Here is a 17,795-nt window from a genome sequence, read left to right as displayed (position 1 = left end):
CGAGGAGAGGGCTACCCGTGAAGATCCTGCACACCTCGGACTGGCACGTGGGCAAGGTCCTCAAGGGGCAGTCCCGGGCCGAGGAGCACAAGCAGGTGCTGGCCGGGGTCATCGACATCGCCCGCCAGGAACGGCCCGACCTGGTCGTCATCGCCGGCGACCTCTACGACACCGCCGCGCCGACGGCGGAGGCGACCCGCCTGGTCACCCGGGCGTTGACCGCGTTGCGCCGCACCGGCGCGGACGTGGTGGCGATCGGTGGCAACCACGACAACGGCGCGGCGCTGGACGCGCTGCGGCCGTGGGCCGAGGCCGCCGGCATCACGCTGCGCGGTGCGGTCCGCGAGGATCCGGCCGAGCACGTCGTGGACGGCACCACCGCCGACGGGGAACGCTGGCGGCTGGCCGCGCTGCCGTTCCTGTCCCAGCGGTACGCGATCCGCGCGGTGGAGATGTACGAGCTGACCGCCGCCGAGACCAACCAGACGTACGCCGACCACCTGGGCCGCATCCTGGCCCGGTTGACCGAGGGCTTCGACGAGCCGGACCGGGTGCACCTGGTCACCGCGCACCTGACCGTGGTGGGCGCGACCACCGGTGGCGGCGAACGGGACGCGCACACCGTGCTGGGGTACGCCGTGCCCGCCACGGTCTTCCCCGGCACCGCGCACTACGTGGCCCTGGGCCACCTGCACCGCGCCCAGCGGGTCCAGGGACCGTGCCCGATCCGCTACAGCGGCGCCCCGTTGGCGGTGGACTTCGGCGAGCAGGAGAACGTCCCGTCGGTGACCCTGGTCGAGGTGACCGCGACGACGGCGGCACGGGTCCGGGAGGTGCCGGTGGCGGAGGCGACGGCGCTGCGCACGGTACGCGGCACGCTGACCCAGCTCGCCGGGATCACCCCGCCGGAGGGCTGGCTGCGGGTGTACGTCCGCGAGCAGCCCCGGGCCGGGCTGCGGGAGGAGGTGCAGGAGCTGCTCCCCCGCGCGTTGGAGATCCGCATCGATCCGGAGCTGGTGCCCGCGCCGGGCAGCGGCACCCGGGTCGCCCAGCGGGCCGGCCGGTCGCCCCGCCAACTCTTCGCCGACTACCTGGACAGCCGGGGGCATGCCGACGACGGGGTCCGGGAACTCTTCGACGAGCTGATCGAGGAGGTCGATCACTGATGCGGCCGATGCGGCTGGACATGGCGGGCTTCACCGTCTTCCGGGACGAGACCACCGTCGACTTCACCGACGCCGACTTCTTCGCCCTGGTCGGGCCGACCGGTTCGGGCAAGTCGACGGTGCTCGACGCGATCTGCTTCGCGCTCTATGGCACGGTGCCCCGCTGGGGTGGCGCGCGGGGGCTCGGCAACGCGCTGGCCCCGTCGTCGACCGAGGCGCGGGTGCGGCTGGTCTTCGAGTCCGGCGGGGCCCGCTACGTGGCCACCCGGGTGGTGCGCCGGGACAGCCGGGGCAACGCGAAGACCGCGAACGCCGGTCTGCAACTGATGCCCGACGGGTTCGACGTCACCAAGCTGGACACCGGGCTCAGCCCGGAGGACCTGGGCGAGGTGGTCGCCGGCACGCCGGCCGAGATGGAGACCGCCGTGCTGGAGGCGGTGGGCCTGCCGTACGAGCAGTTCACCAGTTGCGTGGTGCTGCCGCAGGGGCAGTTCGCCGACTTCCTGCACGCCCGTCCCGCGACCCGCCAGCAGATCCTGGTCAACCTGCTCGGACTCGGCGTCTACGAACAGGTGCAGCAGCGGGCCACCACCCGCGCCGGGCAGGCCGAGGCCAAGCTGGAGGCGGTCGACCAACTGCTGGCCGGGCTCGCCGACGCCGACGACGCCACGTTGACACAGCTCACCGACCAGGTGCACCGGATGCGGGAGCTGGCCGGGGCGGTGGCGGAGGCCGTACCGGAGCTGGACGCGGCGCGGGCGACGGTGCGCGAGGCCGGGACGGCGCTGGCGGCGCTGGACGCCGAGTTGACCGTGCTGGGCGAGGTCCGGGCACCGGACGGGGTGGCCGAGGTGGCCCGGGCGGTGGACGCCGCGCGGGCCGAGGCCGACGCGGCGGCGGGCGCGGTGTCGCTGGCCGAGGAGCGCGAGGAGAAGCTGCGCGGGGAGTTGGCCGCCGCCGGTGACGAGAGCGCGCTGCGGATGCTGCTGCGCGCGTACGCCGACCGGGACCGGCTCGACGCCGAGGCGGAGCAGGTACGCGCCGTGGTGCAGACGGCCGGTGCCGAGCACGAGGCGGCGGCCGGGGCGCTGGCCGAGGCCCGGACGGCGGCCGACCGTGCCGAGGCCGAGCTGGCGGCGGCGTTCCAGGCCCACGAGGACGCCAAGGCGACCGACCAGGCGGCGGCGTTGCGGGCGCACCTGAGCGCCGGCGACTCCTGCCCGGTCTGCGAACAGACCGTCGCCCGGGTGCCGGCGATGCCCGCCGGTTCGGCGGTGGCGCAGGCGGTGGCGGCCGGCAAGGCGGCCCGGGCGGCCAGCGAGGCGGCCAAGCGACTGCTGGCCGAACGCGACTCGGCCGCCCGTGAGCTGGAACGGGTGCTGCTGCGGGCCCGCGCCGAGCAGGACGGGCTGCGCAGCCGCCTGACCGAGGTGGACCAACGGCTGGACGGTGCGGCCACCGCCGAGGCGCTGCGGGCCACGCTGGCCGAGCACGCGCGGCTGCGGCAGGCACTCGACGAGGCGGCAGCGGCGGTCCGGTCCGGTCGGGACAGCGCCCGGCGGGCCCGGGGTGCGCTGGACACGGCCCAGGAGCGACTGCGGTCGGCGTGGCGGCGGTTCGACGGCGTACGCGACGGGGTGGCCCGGTTCGGGCCGCCGGCCGCCGACCGGGACGACGTCGCCGCCGCGTGGACCACGCTGTCGGAGTGGGCCCGGGAGCAGGCGCGGCAACGCCAGACGCTGCGGGCCGGGTCGGCGGAGTCGGTCGCCGCGGCCGAGGCGGTGGCCACCGAGGTCGCGGCCCGGATCGCGGGCATCTTCACCACCGCCGGCCTGCCCGCTCCCGACGATCCGGTACGCGCCGCCACGGTCGCCGTGGAGCGCGCCGAGGCCGACCTGCGCCGGCTGACCGAACGCCGGGCCCAGGCCGAGGAGCTGCGCGCCCAGCGGGCCGAGCACGAACGCCGGGCCCAGGTGGCCCGCGCGCTGGCCGGGCACCTGCGGGCCAACAACTTCGAGCGGTGGCTGCTGGCCGAGGCGCTGGACCTGCTCGTCGACGGCGCCTCGGGCATCCTGCGGGAACTCTCCGGCGGGCAGTACGACCTGGTCCACGACAAGGGCGAGTTCTTCGTCGTCGACCACTACGACGCCGGGCTGCGTCGGGGCGTACGTACCCTCTCCGGCGGCGAGACGTTCCAGGCGTCCCTGGCCCTGGCGCTGGCGCTCTCCGAGCAGTTGGCCGGGATGTCCACCACGGCGGCCAGCCTGGAGTCGATCGTGCTGGACGAGGGCTTCGGCACCCTCGACGCGGCCACCCTCGACACGGTCGCCGCCACCCTGGAGAACCTGGCCGCCCGGGGTGACCGGATGGTCGGCGTGGTCACCCACGTACCGACCCTTGCCGAACGCATCCCGGTCCGCTTCGAGGTCCGTAAGGACGCCCGCTCGGCCCGCATCGAACGGACCGGCCGGTGAGCGCGAGGAGTGCAGCGCAGCGGAGCCCCGCAGTCGCGAACGAAAGGCAAGTCCCGTGAGCGCGAGGAGTGCAGCGCAGCGGAGCCCCGCAGTCGCGAGCGAAAGGCGTGACCCGTGAGTGCCGGGCGGTTCTTCGTCGACGCGTGGGATCCCGCCTACGGGGCCTCGTTCGAGGCGTCGGCGGCCGGGCCGGCCGCGCCGAGCAGCGCCCAGGTGGAGGCGGAGCACGAGCTGCCGGTGGTGGACTGGCGGGCGATCGGTCCCCGGCCCGGGGTTCGCGCCCCGGACGTGGTGTTGCTGGTCGACGGGGTACGCCGGATCGACGCCAGCGTCTGGACGGCGGAGGAGGACGGCACGTCGTTCCCCGGCCTGGCCGCCTCGTACGCCGCCGGGGTGGTCCGGTGCGACCTGGAGCGGGGCGCGGCCCGGTTGGCCGGCGCCACGGTGGGTCGGGGCCTCTTCACGGCCAGCCCGTCCGCCACCGACGTGGTCGCCGGCACCGTCCGTTATCCGGTGCACCGGGTCAGCGGCACCGGGGAGCTGGCCAAGCTGCCGGCCGCCGTGCAGGGGCCGCTGACCGCGCTGGAGGTGGAGGTCTCGTCCGCCGCGCGTACCGATGACGACCTGCTGGTGGTGGACGGACCGCTGCGCAACCGGCGGCAGTTGCCGCGCACCCTGGGCTACATCAAGACCCAGCACAGCCAGTATCTCGACGCCCGGCTCACCGCGGTGGTCACCGGGCTCGCCGCCGGCCACCGCTCGCCGGTGTTCCGCCTGGGTACGGCGTGGGGTGGCTGGTCGTGGTATCTGCGGCTGCCGGTGGCCGCCGGTGCGCCCTGGGCCGGGATCGTCCGCCTGGAGTGCTCGGCGGACCTGGAGATCACCGAGGTGGTGCGGCTGGCCGACCTGTCGCTGGTCACCCTGCCCCGGTTCGCCTCCACTCCCTACAAGGACCCGCGCGCCCCGCAGAACCTGGTCCCGATCGCCGGGCTGGAACGGTTGCTGCGCTCCCGGCTGGGTGACTCCCGGCTGCTGCACCGCGCGTTGACCGCCGCCGCCCGGCGAGGTCGCTGATGGGTCGGCGGCGCGACGCCGACCGGATCACCGCGCAGGTCGACACCGGGCAGGCCGAGCTGGCACCCGACCCGGACCGGCCCGGGTCGTGGACGCTGCTGCTGGACGGCGCCCCGCAGTCGCATGTGGACCTGACCGACCCGACCCACCTGGAGTTCGAGTACGTCCGCCGCCTGGCCGCCGCGATCGACCTGGTCGCACCCGCCGGTACGCCGTTGCGGGTGCTGCACCTGGGCGGCGGTGCGCTCACCCTGCCCCGGTACGTCGCCGCCACCCGCCCCGGCTCGGTGCAGCGGGTGGTCGAGGTGGACGGTGCGCTGGTCGACCTGGTCCGTCGGGAGCTGCCCTGGCGACCCGATGCGCGACTGAAGGTCCGGGTGGACGACGCGCGGGCGGTGTTGGCCGGCGGGCGGGACGCCGGCTACGACGTGATCGTCGCGGACGTCTTCGCCGGCTCCCGGACACCGGCCCGGCTGACCTCGGTCGAGTACGCCGCCGAGGTGGCCCGGGTGCTGCGGCCGGGCGGCTGGTATCTGGCGAACCTGGCCGACGGGCCGCCGTTACGGTACGCCCGTGGGCAGGTGGCGACCGTCCGCGAGCTGCTGCCCCGGGCCTGCCTGGTAGCCGACGCCGCGGTGCTGCGCGGGCGGCGCTACGGCAACCTGGTGCTGGTCGCCGGTCGGCAGGAGCCGCCGGTGGCGGCGTTGACCCGGCGGGCCGCCGGTGACTGGTTCCCCGGCCGGGTGCTGGCCGGCGCGGAGCTCGACCGGTTCGCCGGAGGCTCCCCGGTGGTGCGCGACAGCGACGCCAGCGACTCCACACCGCCCCCACCGGGGATTTTTTCCGTCCGCCGTTGATCCGTTCGGCGAGGCCCTCCGTACTACCCGGCAGCCATGCCCGTGGGGGGACGGCTTTCTGTCCATGGACATCCGGAGGTCTGCATGCATGCACTGGCGGTCGGTTGGCAAGGCGACCGGGTGCGGGTGGACTGGATGTCCGCTCGATCCCAGTCGCGGCCGACCACGTCTGACCGTGGGGTCGACTCCCGGGCGACGTCTCGCCAGAATAGCCCGGTGACGCCGCGACCTGCCCCTGGCCGACACCAGGCCACGACGACCGAGGCCGCCCACTCCGACCAGTTGATCCGCACGCTGTACGCCGAGCACGCCGGCCCGCTGCTGATGTTCGTCATGCGGCTGACCGGTGGGGATCGGCAGCGGGCGGAGGACATCGTCCAGGAGACGTTGCTGCGGGCCTGGCGAAATGCGCACCGGCTGGGTACGCAGGGGCAGGGGTCGCTGCGGCCGTGGCTGGTGACGGTGGCTCGCCGGATCGCCATCGACGAGCATCGCAGCGAGCAGGCGCGCCCGGCCGAGACGTACGACCGGGACCTGACCGCCTTCGCCGAGTCGGACAGCACCGACCGGGTGCTGCGCTCGATGACGGTGGCGGACGCGTTGCGCACGTTGAGTCAATCGCACCGGGAGATCCTGGTGGCGACGTACTTCCGGGGCCGGACGGTGCCGGAGGCGGCCGAGGAGCTCGGTCTGCCGTTGGGCACCGCGAAGTCGCGGGTCTACTACGCGCTGCGCGCGCTGCGCACAGCTCTGCAGGAACGGGGGGTGACGGAATGAGCCGGGTAGACCACATGGACGTCGCCGCGTACGCGCTCGGCGTACTGGACGAACAGGACATGGAGCGGTTCGAGGAACACCTCGCGACCTGCTGGGCCTGCGCCGCCGAACTGGAGTCGATGGTGCCGGTGGTCGGGCTGCTCTCCGACATCGACGAGGAGTCGGTGACGGCGCTGGAGCAGACCCACTCCGATCCGGTCCTGCTGGACCGTACGCTCGTGGCGTTGCGCAGCCATCGGCGCAAGGCCCGGTTCCGGCAGATCCTGGCGACCGCGGCGGCCGTGGTGGTGTTCGGCGGTCTGACCGGCGTGGTTTTCAGCAACCTGTCCGGCGACAGTGGCGCACGGCCCTTCGCCGGGCCGAGCAGCGCCCCGGTCGACCCGTCGGGCGGCGGCTCCGGCAACCCGGGCCCCGGCTTCGGCGGCAACGAGCAGGAGGGTGAGCAGGTCGACGTGACCGACCCGAGCACCGGTGTCGAGGGCACGTACTTCTTCATCGGCAAGGACTTCGGCACCAAGCTGGACTTCAGCCTGGGCCGGCTGCCCGGGCCGCGCACCTGCCGTCTGGTCGTGGTGAAGAAGGACAACAGCACCGAGGTCGTCTCCACCTGGACGGTGCCGCCGTCCGGGTACGGCACCAACAGCAACCCGGTCCGGGCCACGCTCTCCGCGACCACGTCGGCGCAGTTGGACGAGATCAAGCACGTCGAGGTGCAGGAGGTGAACGGCAGGGGCGCCGCCCGGTCGCTGCTGACCGTGCCCGCTCCCTGATCCGTACCGCATCGACGAAGGCCCGTCTCCGTTCGGAGGCGGGCCTTCGTGGCTCTGGTCTGCGGATACGCACTCCTACGCAGGTTCAGGGGTTCCGGTTCAACGGCTCCACTGTGAAATGAGCCACCGTTTCGCATTCAACCTTGACACTGCCGTCCCCGTATATCCCGGTGACTGTCAAGCATGAGGAGGGCACGTGGCACAGATCAAGCGGACCGTCATCGCTGTGAGCGCCGTGGGCGCCATGGTCGTACTCACGGCCTGCGCTCCCGCCGGCTACGACGGGACGAACGCCGGCGCGGTCGAGCCGGTGGCCGTTGCCGCGGCCGAGCCCACCGTGACCGCCGACCCGGAGGCCAGCGCGAACCCGGAGGCGAGCGCCACGCCGGGCGCCTCGGCATCACCCGGCGCGGGAGACGACAACGACGTTCCCCTGCCCGACGGCCTCGAACTGACCGAGAGCCTCACCGGCAAGAAGTTCCCCCGGATGGGGAGCGCGGTCGTGAACCAGGACGGGTTCCTCCTGTACCGCTTCGACAACGACACCAACGACCCGCCGGCCAGCAACTGCGAGGGCCAGTGCATCGAGGTGTGGCCGGCCGCGCTGACCGACGGCAACCCGAAGCTCAAGGGCGTCTCGGACGACGCGGTGGGCACCATCACCCGCCCCGACGGCACCCGTCAGATCACCCTCGACGGCTGGCCGCTCTACACCTACATCGGTGACAAGAAGCCCGGCCAGTGGAAGGGCCAGGGCGTCGGCGGCACCTGGTTCGTGGTGAACCCGGACGGCAGCAAGAACCTGGAGTGCCTGCCCAAGGGCACCCCGAAGGCGGTCGCCCCGCCGTCGAAGACCAAGTCGGACAGCGGCTCGGACTACTGATCCGATCCGTCACCGGTGGCCGGTCGCAGCCCGTACGGGCGCGGCCGGCCACGGTCGTCTCTCAGCCGTTCTCCCACGGGCTGGGCACCGGGAAGTAGGTGTCCAGGAACGGGGTGACGACCTTGAGCTGGTCGGCCAGGTCCTCCTCGGTGGAGAAGGCGTCGTTCAGACAGAACACCTGCCGGTCCCGGCGGGCCAGCAGGTACGCGAGCCGGGCGGGAGTGTCCGGGTGGGACAGTTCGGCGATGGCGTACCGCAGGTCCCCCGGCACCGCCCGACCGGTGTGGAACGCGTAGTAGTGGTGCAGCGACGAGGCGATCGAGATGTCCGTCATGCTGCGGAAGCGAGCGCCTGCGGTCAGGCCGTGCGGTCCGGCGAAGTTCTCCTCGATCTCGTACAACACGCTGCGCCGCAGTGCGTGCGGCATGTGCTTCATCTTCTGCGTCAGCACGGTCCCGAAGCGCTCGGTGATCAGGGCACGGTTGTTCTTCCCCGCCGCCGAGGACGGGATGTCCTCGGCGGTCGCCGCTCCGGGCGGCACCAGCGCCGGTGACGGGAAGAACCGGGAGATGCCGTTGGCGAGGAAGAAGTCCGAGGGCAGCACCTCGGTACCGAGGAACACGTCGTCGTTGAAGTAGAGGAAGTGCTCGGAGAGCCCGTCGATGTGGTGCAGTTGGCTCTCGATGGCGTGCGAGTTGTAGGTCGGCAGCACCGACGGGTCGGCGAAGACGGCCCGGTGGCTGACCACCCGGATCCCCGGCGCGGACCGCGCCAACCACGGCGGCACCTGGTCGTCGGTCACCAGATAGACGTTGCGCACCCAGGGCGCGTACAGGTGCAGCGAGCGCAGTGAGTACCGCAGTTCGTCCCGGCTGAGGAAGCGCGCCGGGTTCGCCGCCTCGCTGTGGTAAGGCACTCCGGTCACCTCGGCGCGGCGCCGCAGCCAGTCGGGGTCGGTGCCGTCCACCCAGGTGTAGACCACGTCGACCGGGAACGTGACGTCGAAGGGGCGCGGACCGGCGAACGGGGACCGGGTCCGGGCGGTCGCCGTGGTGCTCGCCGGCTCCAGCCCGGTGAACAGCGCCTCGGACACCACGACCGGGGGCCCCTCGGCGTCCACCTCGGCCGTCACCCGGTTCGGGCGGGGCGCGACGAGCACGGCACCCTGCCGGGTCCAGAACTCCACCTCGCACCCGTACGCCTGACCCAGCACCAACCGGTGCCGGGGATCGGTCCAGTACCAGGTCAGCCGCAGCACCGAGGCGTCCACGACACGCCGCCAGGTCTTCGCCTCGAACCCGGGGGCGAGCAGACCCGGCCTGCCGCCGGACAGCACGGTGACGTAGCCGGGCATCCGCTCGCAGGCGCCGGCCAGAGCGGTGTACGCCCGTTCCCGGTCCGCCGCGTCGACCGCGACCACCGACGCCCGGTGGGAGGCACCACGGACCCGGAAGTACGCGACGCCGGCCTCGTCGAGCGCAGCCGTCACCGCCGTCAGGTTCTGACGCCGTACCTGCGCCGGGGTGACGGTCGCCGCCACCTGGGCGATCCGGGGCGCCTGGTCGGCGACGACCACCGCCCGATCCGCGCCGGCCAGCAGCTCCGGCTGCCGACGCGCCAACCGTTCCCCCCGCCGACCGGCGGTACGGCTGTCCCCGGTGGCACGCGCCACCCACTGCTTGAGCTGGTGCCGGGTACGCGGGCTGACCCTCTTCGCGATGGCGCGACGGGTCTGCTTGCTCAGCACCCGCCGATAGACCTCCACGAAACCCGACGGCTCGGCCACCGCCTTGGGGATCTCTTCGGACGGGACTCGCCTGGACTCGGTCACGAGCCGCGCTCCTCTGTGCTGCCGCTGGGGCCGATCGACGACGGCGAAGCGGACTCCGGCTCCGCCGGCAGACCGACGGACCTGCGGTCGACGCGCCCGGCGGCTCGGCCCGACGGCAGGGTGGGCGCGTCCGGTCGGGGCTCGTCCGGTCGGGGCTCGACCGGGAGTGTGGGCACCGTGGTCGCGTCCACCTGCCTGCCGATCCGCAGCGACGGCGTCGTCTCCGCGTCCACCTGTCCATCGGTCCGGTCACTGGTCCGGTCGCACCACAGGGCGCTGGCACTGCGCTTCCGCCGCTCCACCACCTCGTCCTCGGGCAGTTCGAACGGCGCGGGGAAGGGCAGGTAGCGCGGCAGGAAGTCGGCCAGCATCCGCTCCTGCTCGGCGAACGTCCGTGGGTCCGAGTCGGTGTCGTTGAGGCAGAACACGTCGCGGTGGCGACGGCTCAGCAGCTCGGCGAGGCGGGCGGGGGTGGACGCGTGGCCGAGGTCGGCGTACTCGTACTCGATGTCGCCGGGCACGGCCTGCCCGGTCAGGTATGCCCAGTACTGATGCAGCGACGACGGGATCGACAGGTCCTCGTGGTGACGGAACCGGTGCTGCGCGGTGGCGGTGACGTCCGCCAGGAGCATCTCCTCGATCTGATAGAGGATGCTGCGCCGCAGGGCGAACGGAGTGTGCTTCATCTTCTGCGTGATGGTCACCCCGAACTGCCGCTGAATGTGCCGGCGGTTGTTCTTCCCGGCGGCGTTCACCGGGGGGTCGGTGGGTTTCGCCGCGCCGAGACCGAACTGCGCCGGGGACGGGAAGAACTTCGCGATGCCGTTGGCGTGGAAGAAATGCGTGGGCAGCAGCGGACGCCCCAGGAATACGTCGTCGTTGAAATAGAGGAAGTGTTCGGCCAGGCCGTCGATCCGGTGCAGCCGGGATTCGATGGCGTGCGAGTTGAACGACGACAGGCCACCGAGGTCGGCGAAGAGATCGGTGTGCGGGACCACGGTGATCATCGGGTGGGTCGGGTCGAGCCAGCTCGGCAGTTGACTGTCGGTGACCACGAAGATCTTCCGCAGCCAGGGGGCGAAGGTGTACAGCGCCCGCATGGCGTACCGCAACTCGTCCCGGTTGTGGTAGCGCGAGGTGTTCGCGGCGATGGCGTGCACCTCGTCGCCGGGCGTGCCCAGCGCCGCCTGCTTGCGCGCCAACCACTCCGGGTCCGAGCCGTCCACCCAGGTGAAGACCGCGTCGATCGGGAACCCGACCCGGTCCGGAGCGCGGACGACGAGGTCTTGGCGGGTGCCGTAGGTGTGGTCGTCGGCCTCGGGCACGAAGTGGCTCAGCAGTGCCGCCGCCACCCGGACCGGTTCGGCGGCCGCCGGAGCCTCGTCGATCACCGCGTTGTGTCGGGGCGCCCGGACCACGTCGCCGACGCAGGTCCACAGCTCGATCTCGCAGGCGAACTCCGCGCCCAGCACCACACCGGCCCGGACATCCGTCACCGGGAACCACACCTGGATCACCTCGGTCGGCGCCAGGTCCGGCTGGTGGCGTTCGGGTCGGACCTCGACGACACGGACGTGGGCTCCCGACAGTTCCGGCGCGGAGCCGACCAGCTCGCGTACCACGTGCCGCTTGTCGTCCAGGATCGCCACCGTGCTGCGCAGGTGGTCGTCGTTGCGGACGCAGTGGTAGTCGATGCCGGCGGACTCCAACATGGAGGTGACGGCGGTCAGGTTGCGGTGCCACATCTGCAACGGTGTGGCCGCCGCGACGACCTCGGCCTGTGTGCGGATCCCGTCCTCGGTGACCGCCACCCTGGCTCCGACCGGATGCACGGTCTCGCCACCGCGAGGTCGGGTGAGGGTGCGGACGACACCGATCCGCCGGTGCTCGGGCAGCAGCCGCAGCAGGCGGCGCCGGGCGGCGGCTGGCAGCAGTCGGTAAACGCGCAGAGCGATCATCGGACCCGCCGTCGAGTTCGGCGGGTCATGGTGTGGGCGTCCACGTCAGTGTGAGAACGCATGTGACGAGACGGCGGCTCCGCGCCACCCCGGCTGAATCACCGTTCCAGCAGACATCTCTTGTGCCTTTCGGAAAAGCTCCCCGTGATACGCGACTCGGTGACCGGAAACTGACCATTCGGCCTCCCCCGACTGTGCACTCACATCCGGTGTGGACGGGACGGGTGCCGCGCGAATCGGACCATAGCAGCGGGGCGTAGGGGCACGACAGCGATGAATCCGTGATGGCGTCACCGAACCCTCATGATCGCGCTGGTTACATCAGCATCTAGGGGGATTTGACCGAAGAATCCTGGCCGTTCAGGTAGACGGTTGCAGAACGGACGGTTATTGATTGGTTTCGGCATCGCAAACGAGGAACACCCCGACCGCGCTGCACCGGCTCGCCGGGCGGGTGGCAGAGTGGGGTGGTGACCGGGACCGCGCCGACCGCGAGCCGGACGCTGTGCCCGCCACCCGGCTACCGGCTGGCCGCCTCGATCCGGCCGCTCACCTTCAGCCCGTACGACCCCTGCGCCCGGATCGTCGACGGCACCCTCTGGTGGGCGACCCGTACGCCGGTCGGACCCGCCACCCTGGCCCTGCACGAGATCGGGGGCGAGCTGCGGGCCGACGGGTACGGGCCGGGTGGCGACTGGGTGGTCGCGCACGCCGACGCCATCGCCGGGCTGCGCGACGACCTCACCGGCTTCGCCGACCTGGCCCGGTCGCACCCCGTGGTGGCGCGACTCGCCGCCCGACACGCCGGGGTGCGGATGCCCGCCACCGGCCTGGTCTTCCCCCGGGTGCTCCGGGCCGTCTTCGAGCAGAAGGTGACCGGCAAGGAGGCGTACCGGGCGTACGCCGCCACCGTCCGCCACTTCGCCGAACCGGCGCCGGGGCCGGTGTCGCTGCTGCTGCCGCCCGAGCCGGCCGCCGTCGCGGCCACCCCGTACTGGGTGTTCCACCCGTTCGGCGTCGAACAGCGCCGGGCCGAGACACTGCGCCGGGCCGCCGCCGTCGCCGACCGGCTGGAGCGCTGCGCGGACGCCGCCGAGGCCACCCGCCGGTTGACCGCCGTCGCCGGCATCGGCGTCTGGACCGCCGCCGAGGTGGTACGCGTGGCGTACGGCGACGCGGACGCGGTCAGCGTCGGCGACTTCCACGTGCCGAACACGGTCGCCTGGGCGCTGGCCGGTGAGCCGCGTGGGGACGACGCCCGGCTGTTGGAGCTACTCGAACCGTTCCGGGGACACCGGGGTCGGGTCTGCCGGCTGCTGGAGATCGCCGGCGTCCAGGCGCCGAAGTTCGGCCCCCGCGCGCCGATCCGCTCCTTCGCCCGCTTCTGAACGGATCAGGCGGCTTCGCGCAGGTCGGCCAGGCTGACCGGGGTACGCCTCAGCAGCAGTTCCGCCAGCTCGGGCACCGAGCCCACCTCGCCGAGGACGTTCTTGCCCCCGCCGAAATGCGACGGATAGTGGTGCACCAGCCGGTACACGTACCGCTGCCGGATCAGCTCGACGCTGACCCGCCACCGCCCGCAGCACCCGCACACCCACTCCGGCACTCCGCGAAAGTAGCCCTGACCTGCGGTTTCCTGATTCGCCCGGGTGGCACGGCAGGGCGTACGGGCGGACACCGCGCCCACGGCACGCCCGTGATCTGCCTCACCGCTGTCGGTGCCGTCTGGTTGACTGGCGCCGTGGACCTGCCGATCAACCCGCCGGTGGAGCCGATGCTGGCGCGCAGCGTCGCGTCGATCCCGACCGCGCGGGGGATGACCTACGAGCCCAAGTGGGACGGCTTCCGCTGCATCGTCTTCCGGGATGGCGACGAGGTGGAGCTGGCCAGCCGGGGCGGCAAGACGATGACCCGCTACTTCCCCGAGGTGGTGGAGCAGGCCCGTCGGCAGCTGCCGGAGCGCTGCGCGGTCGACGGCGAGCTGATCGTGATCCGCCGGGACGGGCCGAGCGGGCAGCCCCGGCTGGACTTCGAGCTGCTGGCCCAGCGCATCCACCCGGCGGCGTCGCGGGTGAAACTGCTGGCCGAGACGACCCCGGCCGACTTCGTCGCCTTCGACCTGCTGGCGCTGGACGGCGAGAGCCTGCTCGACGCGCCCTACCCGACCCGCCGCGCCCGGCTGGAGCAGGCGTTGGCCGGGGTACGGCCACCGGTGCACGTCACCCAGGTCACCACCGACGCGGACACCGCCCGCCGCTGGTTCGACGTGTTCGAGGGCGCCGGGCTGGACGGGCTGATCGCCAAGCCGGCCGACCTGCCGTACGAGCCGGGCAAGCGGCTGATGTTCAAGGTCAAGCACGCGCGTACCGCCGACGCGGTGGTGGCCGGGTTCCGGTGGCACAAGTCCGGCCCGGTGGTGGGTTCGCTGCTGCTCGGGCTCTACGACGACGCGGGTGTGCTGCACCACGTCGGGGTGAGCGCCTCGTTCACCATGGCCCGGCGGGCCGAGCTGCTGGAGGAGTTGGCGCCCTACCGTGACGTCGGCGCCGAGCACCCGTGGGTGCACGGCGACCACGAGCGGGGCCAGCGCATCCCGGGCGGGGTCAGCCGGTGGACCGGCACCAAGAACCTGGAATGGGAGCCGGTCCGTCCGGAGCTGGTGGTCGAGGTGGCGTACGACGCGATGGAGGGTGACCGGTTCCGGCACACCGCGCGGTTCGTCCGCTGGCGGCCCGACCGCGACCCGCGCTCCTGCCGATACGATCAACTCGACCGGCCGGTGCGGTTCGACGTCGACCAGGTCCTGCGGGGCGACCCGGCGGTGCCGGTGGGATCCGCGCCCGACTGACTCGCGCCCGACCGACCCGCGGCCGTCGACCCGATCACGGAGGCCCGACTCGTGACCCGTACTTCCGACCGGATCCGCCGCCGGCGGCTCACCCTGGCCGGCCTGACCGCCGCCGTACTCGTCACCGCCGGTTGCACAGTGCCGGCCTTCGCACCGCGCGCCGAGGTCGACGCGCAGGAGTCGGCTGCCCCGCCCGGCACGGCACCCGACTGGCGGGCCTGCCCCGAGGTGCCCGACGACCTGATCGGACGTCGCGCCCCCGGCGTCCGGTACGACTGCGCCCGCATCCAGGTGCCGCGCGACTGGGCCGGCGGCACCGGCGCCACCACCGGTCCCGGCGCCGACGAGACCTTCGAGATCGCCCTGTTGCGGGTCCGCTCCGACAACCAGCGCGACCGCATCGGCTCACTGCTGATCAACCCGGGCGGCCCGGGCGGCTCGGGCGTGGACACCGCCGTCTACCTCTCCTTCGGCGAGCAGTTCGGCGGCCTGCCCGACAGCATCATGCAACGGTTCGACATCATCGGCTTCGACCCGCGCGGCGTGGCCCGGTCCAGCCCCGTCGAGTGCATCTCCGACGCCGACCTGGACGGCGTCTTCGGCTACGACCCCGACCCGGAGAGCCAGGAGAAGTTCGACGTCTTCGTCACCATGGCCAAGCGGATCGGCCAGGGCTGCGGCGACAAGTACGGCGACCAGCTCAAGCTCTACTCCACCGAGCAGACCGCCCGGGACATGGACGCGATCCGCGCGGCGGTCGGCGACGACAAGATGACCTACCTCGGGTACTCCTACGGCACGCTGCTCGGCGCCACGTACGCCCAACTCTTCCCGCAGCGGGTGCGGGCGCTGGTGCTCGACGGCGCGGTCGACCCCCGACAGAATCTCATCGCCGGCTCGGAGAGCCAGGCCAGAGGCTTCGAGCGCGCCTTCGACAACTTCGGCCGGTGGTGCGCGGCCAACGCCGCCAACTGCCCGATCGCCCCCGACGCCCGGGCCGCGGTCGTTTCCGCCATCGACAAGGCCACGTCCTCCCCCGTCCGCTCCGCCGACGGCCGTGAGGCCACCGCCGGCTGGGTCTTCTACGCGGTCATCTCGTCGCTGTACAACGAGACCGGCTGGCGGCAACTCGCCCGCGCCATCGACCAGTTGGACAAGGGCAACCCCGACGCGGTGTTCCAGCTCGCCGACAACTACACCGACCGCGACGAGAACGGCCGCTACACCAACCTCTTCGACGCCAACACCGCGATCAACTGCGCCGACGACGAGGAACGCCCCAGCCTGGAGCGCATCCGCCAGTTGCAGTCCCAGTGGCGTACGCAGTACCCGCTGTTCGGTCCGGCGCTCGCCACCGGCCTGATCTCCTGCACCGAATGGCCCGGCGGCACCGACCCCTACCCCACCGGCCGCGCCGCCGGCTCCCCACCCATCCTGGTCATCGGCACCACCGGCGACCCGGCCACCCCCTACGAGCAGACCCCGGCCCTGGCCGAGATGCTCGGCGTCGGACGCGTGCTGACCTGGGAGGGCGAGGGGCACACCGCGTACCCGCAGACCCCCTGCATCACCGAGGCCGTCGACGCGTACCTGATCGATCTGACGCTGCCCGCCGAAGGCCTGCGCTGCCCAGCCCGCTAGTGCGGTGTCCAGGAACGTTGGCGGTCACCTCAAGCAGCGCGATCAGGCTCCGGCGCGGCGCACACGGCGACCGACCGCTCCGCGAGGGCGACCGGCATGTCCCCGAGGACAAGAGTGGGCATAGCGGTCTAATGGGCTGGTGCTACGGATCGATGTCCTCGTTGTGGGGCTGCTGCTGACGCTGGCTGGCTGCTCCTCCGGTGCCCCTCCGACACCCACCGACGCCTCGTCAGCCCAGTCCCCGACGCCACCTGCCCCGACGGTCGAGAGAGGCCGGGTTCTGGACGGTGACGGTTACCGGACCCTGGTCGCCGGCGCCACGTACGCCTTCCTCGCGGCGATGCACGGCCGGGTAGCCGTGGGCGACGGCGGTTGCCTGATCCTGCGGGACGAGACAGGTCCCGGAGCGGTCGCGGTCTGGCCACCGGGAACCACGATCCTCGACGACGGACGGGTCGGTGTGCACGTGCCTGGGGTCGGCGCGATCGTCGTGGGCGATCGCGTCGAGGGCAGCGGCGGACACTTCGAGGCGCCGCGTACCGAGGACGAGCCGCCGGGCCACCTGCCACCCATGCCGGCCGAGTGCGGAGCCGCCGGCGCCCCGATCTCGGTGTTGCAGGACGTCACCCGTCACAACGACGGCTGACGCCGCTCCGCCGCGCATCGGTTCGCGCCGCTGTGGGACGCTCGCGGGATGAGCGACGCGTTCTTCCGGGAGGCGGTCCGGGCCGACCTGCCCGCCGTCCTCGATCTGCTCGCCGACGACGTGTTGGGGCGTACCCGGGACGTCGGGGAGGTCGACGCCACGTACGAGAAGGCGTTCGCCGACATCAGTGCCGACCCGCGTAACCACCTCGTCGTCGCCGAGGCCGAGGGTGAGGTGCTGGGATGCATGCAGCTCACCTTCATCCCGGGGCTCGGCCGGCACGGCACGGAGCGACTGTTGATCGAGGCGGTACGGATCCGCTCGGACCAGCGCGGGCGGGGCGTGGGCCGCCTGATGATGACCTGGGCGATCGACCGGGCTCGGCAGCGCGGCTGCGGGCTGGTGCAGCTCACCACCGACAAGAGCCGCCACGACGCGCACCGTTTCTATCTCGGCCTCGGCTTCGTCCCGAGCCACGAGGGCATGAAGCTCAGTCTCTGACCCTCGCCTCGACCGAGGATCCCGGCGGCCTGAACCGTCCACGTCACAGCCGCCCAGAGACCCGTGAGCCTCGACGACACCCCGATCGACTGGCCCGCCGTGAACAGCGGCAGATACTGCGGACGCCCAGACCCGATCCGTGGATCAGGCCCCGAGTGTTCTCCCGGACACCCAAGACACAGGCCGGTCACCTGCACGTGGCCTCCAACCTGAGGTAGCCCCGCATGTCCCGGCCTGCCGAGTATCGGGCTGCCACCCGACGAACATCACGCTCGATCCAGGATCGAGTGGTCTCGTCGCGCTATGAGGCCACTCGATCCCGGATCGAGCGTGATCTTGCCGAACGCGCCGCACCCGGCGTCCCGCACG

At 72.5% G+C, this 17,795-nt stretch carries 15 protein-coding genes; 12 read left to right on the top strand and 3 right to left on the bottom strand.

Annotated features, from left to right (window positions below):
- The first annotated feature begins 17 nt into the window (after positions 1-17).
- From ACWDVW_RS04340 to ACWDVW_RS04310, 7 genes are all read left to right on the top strand, one after another.
- Positions 18-1,166 carry an exonuclease SbcCD subunit D gene (locus ACWDVW_RS04340; protein WP_449944641.1) on the top strand — a complete coding sequence of 383 codons (1,149 nt, stop codon included), beginning with the start codon at positions 18-20 and terminating at the stop codon, positions 1,164-1,166.
- Positions 1,166-3,640 carry an AAA family ATPase gene (locus ACWDVW_RS04335; protein ID WP_449944638.1) on the top strand — a complete coding sequence of 825 codons (2,475 nt, stop codon included), beginning with the start codon at positions 1,166-1,168 and terminating at the stop codon, positions 3,638-3,640. Before ACWDVW_RS04340 ends, ACWDVW_RS04335 begins: the two co-directional genes overlap by 1 nt.
- 114 nt (positions 3,641-3,754) lie before the next feature.
- A complete protein-coding gene (locus ACWDVW_RS04330) occupies positions 3,755-4,714 on the top strand; it encodes a hypothetical protein (protein WP_449944636.1) in 960 nt (319 codons plus the stop codon).
- Positions 4,714-5,571 carry a spermidine synthase gene (locus tag ACWDVW_RS04325; RefSeq protein WP_449944633.1) on the top strand — a complete coding sequence of 286 codons (858 nt, stop codon included), beginning with the start codon at positions 4,714-4,716 and terminating at the stop codon, positions 5,569-5,571. Before ACWDVW_RS04330 ends, ACWDVW_RS04325 begins: the two co-directional genes overlap by 1 nt.
- Positions 5,572-5,655: 84 nt before the next feature.
- A complete protein-coding gene (locus tag ACWDVW_RS04320) occupies positions 5,656-6,348 on the top strand; it encodes a sigma-70 family RNA polymerase sigma factor (protein ID WP_119579049.1) in 693 nt (230 codons plus the stop codon).
- On the top strand, positions 6,345-7,118 hold the full coding sequence (locus ACWDVW_RS04315; RefSeq protein ID WP_449944629.1) for an anti-sigma factor family protein: 774 nt from the start codon (positions 6,345-6,347) through the stop codon (positions 7,116-7,118). Before ACWDVW_RS04320 ends, ACWDVW_RS04315 begins: the two co-directional genes overlap by 4 nt.
- 196 nt (positions 7,119-7,314) lie before the next feature.
- Positions 7,315-8,001, top strand: a complete 687-nt coding sequence (locus tag ACWDVW_RS04310; RefSeq protein ID WP_449944626.1) for a COG4315 family predicted lipoprotein — start codon at positions 7,315-7,317, stop codon at positions 7,999-8,001.
- A gap of 61 nt (positions 8,002-8,062) precedes the next feature.
- Here ACWDVW_RS04310 and ACWDVW_RS04305 read toward each other — a convergent pair whose 3' ends face one another.
- Entirely contained in the window at positions 8,063-9,832 is a 1,770-nt protein-coding gene (locus ACWDVW_RS04305; RefSeq protein WP_449944623.1) for a stealth conserved region 3 domain-containing protein, read from the bottom strand.
- Positions 9,829-11,790 (bottom strand): stealth family protein, encoded by a 1,962-nt coding sequence (locus ACWDVW_RS04300; RefSeq protein ID WP_449944621.1) that lies wholly within the window; start codon positions 11,788-11,790, stop codon positions 9,829-9,831. Before ACWDVW_RS04300 ends, ACWDVW_RS04305 begins: the two co-directional genes overlap by 4 nt.
- A 470-nt stretch (positions 11,791-12,260) precedes the next feature.
- On the opposite strand from ACWDVW_RS04300, the gene ACWDVW_RS04295 reads away from it, so the two are divergent.
- The gene (locus ACWDVW_RS04295; RefSeq protein WP_449944618.1) at positions 12,261-13,178 is read left to right on the top strand and encodes a DNA-3-methyladenine glycosylase family protein; all 918 of its coding nucleotides are present in this window, start codon (positions 12,261-12,263) and stop codon (positions 13,176-13,178) included.
- A gap of 5 nt (positions 13,179-13,183) precedes the next feature.
- Here the strand turns inward: ACWDVW_RS04295 and ACWDVW_RS04290 are convergent, their stop codons facing one another.
- Positions 13,184-13,396 (bottom strand): hypothetical protein, encoded by a 213-nt coding sequence (locus tag ACWDVW_RS04290; RefSeq protein WP_449944615.1) that lies wholly within the window; start codon positions 13,394-13,396, stop codon positions 13,184-13,186.
- A gap of 135 nt (positions 13,397-13,531) precedes the next feature.
- Between ACWDVW_RS04290 and ACWDVW_RS04285 the strand changes: the two genes are divergently transcribed.
- The 4 genes from ACWDVW_RS04285 to ACWDVW_RS04270 all read left to right on the top strand — a co-directional run bounded on the left by ACWDVW_RS04285 (position 13,532) and on the right by ACWDVW_RS04270 (position 17,426).
- The gene (locus tag ACWDVW_RS04285) at positions 13,532-14,638 is read left to right on the top strand and encodes an ATP-dependent DNA ligase (RefSeq protein WP_449944612.1); all 1,107 of its coding nucleotides are present in this window, start codon (positions 13,532-13,534) and stop codon (positions 14,636-14,638) included.
- 72 nt (positions 14,639-14,710) lie between these two features.
- Positions 14,711-16,279: an alpha/beta hydrolase gene (locus ACWDVW_RS04280; protein WP_449944876.1), complete on the top strand. Its 1,569-nt coding sequence runs from the start codon at positions 14,711-14,713 to the stop codon at positions 16,277-16,279.
- Between the two features lie 139 nt (positions 16,280-16,418).
- A complete protein-coding gene (locus ACWDVW_RS04275; protein ID WP_449944610.1) occupies positions 16,419-16,925 on the top strand; it encodes a hypothetical protein in 507 nt (168 codons plus the stop codon).
- Positions 16,926-16,973: 48 nt separating this feature from the next.
- Positions 16,974-17,426 (top strand): N-acetyltransferase family protein, encoded by a 453-nt coding sequence (locus ACWDVW_RS04270; RefSeq protein ID WP_449944607.1) that lies wholly within the window; start codon positions 16,974-16,976, stop codon positions 17,424-17,426.
- Positions 17,427-17,795: the final 369 nt, after the last annotated feature.

The organism is Micromonospora sp. NPDC003241, from assembly GCF_053589795.1.
Note: the sequence above shows the minus strand (reverse complement) of the source record. Positions and strands in the feature narration are given on the sequence as shown.

Coding starts and splice junctions, on each gene's coding strand:
- ACWDVW_RS04335 (WP_449944638.1), top strand. CDS start 1,166: ATGCGGCCGATGCGGCTGGACATGGCGGGCTTCACCGTCTTCCGGGAC.
- ACWDVW_RS04325 (WP_449944633.1), top strand. CDS start 4,714: ATGGGTCGGCGGCGCGACGCCGACCGGATCACCGCGCAGGTCGACACC.
- ACWDVW_RS04320 (WP_119579049.1), top strand. CDS start 5,656: ATGCATGCACTGGCGGTCGGTTGGCAAGGCGACCGGGTGCGGGTGGAC.
- ACWDVW_RS04315 (WP_449944629.1), top strand. CDS start 6,345: ATGAGCCGGGTAGACCACATGGACGTCGCCGCGTACGCGCTCGGCGTA.
- ACWDVW_RS04300 (WP_449944621.1), bottom strand. CDS start 11,790: ATGATCGCTCTGCGCGTTTACCGACTGCTGCCAGCCGCCGCCCGGCGC.
- ACWDVW_RS04270 (WP_449944607.1), top strand. CDS start 16,974: ATGAGCGACGCGTTCTTCCGGGAGGCGGTCCGGGCCGACCTGCCCGCC.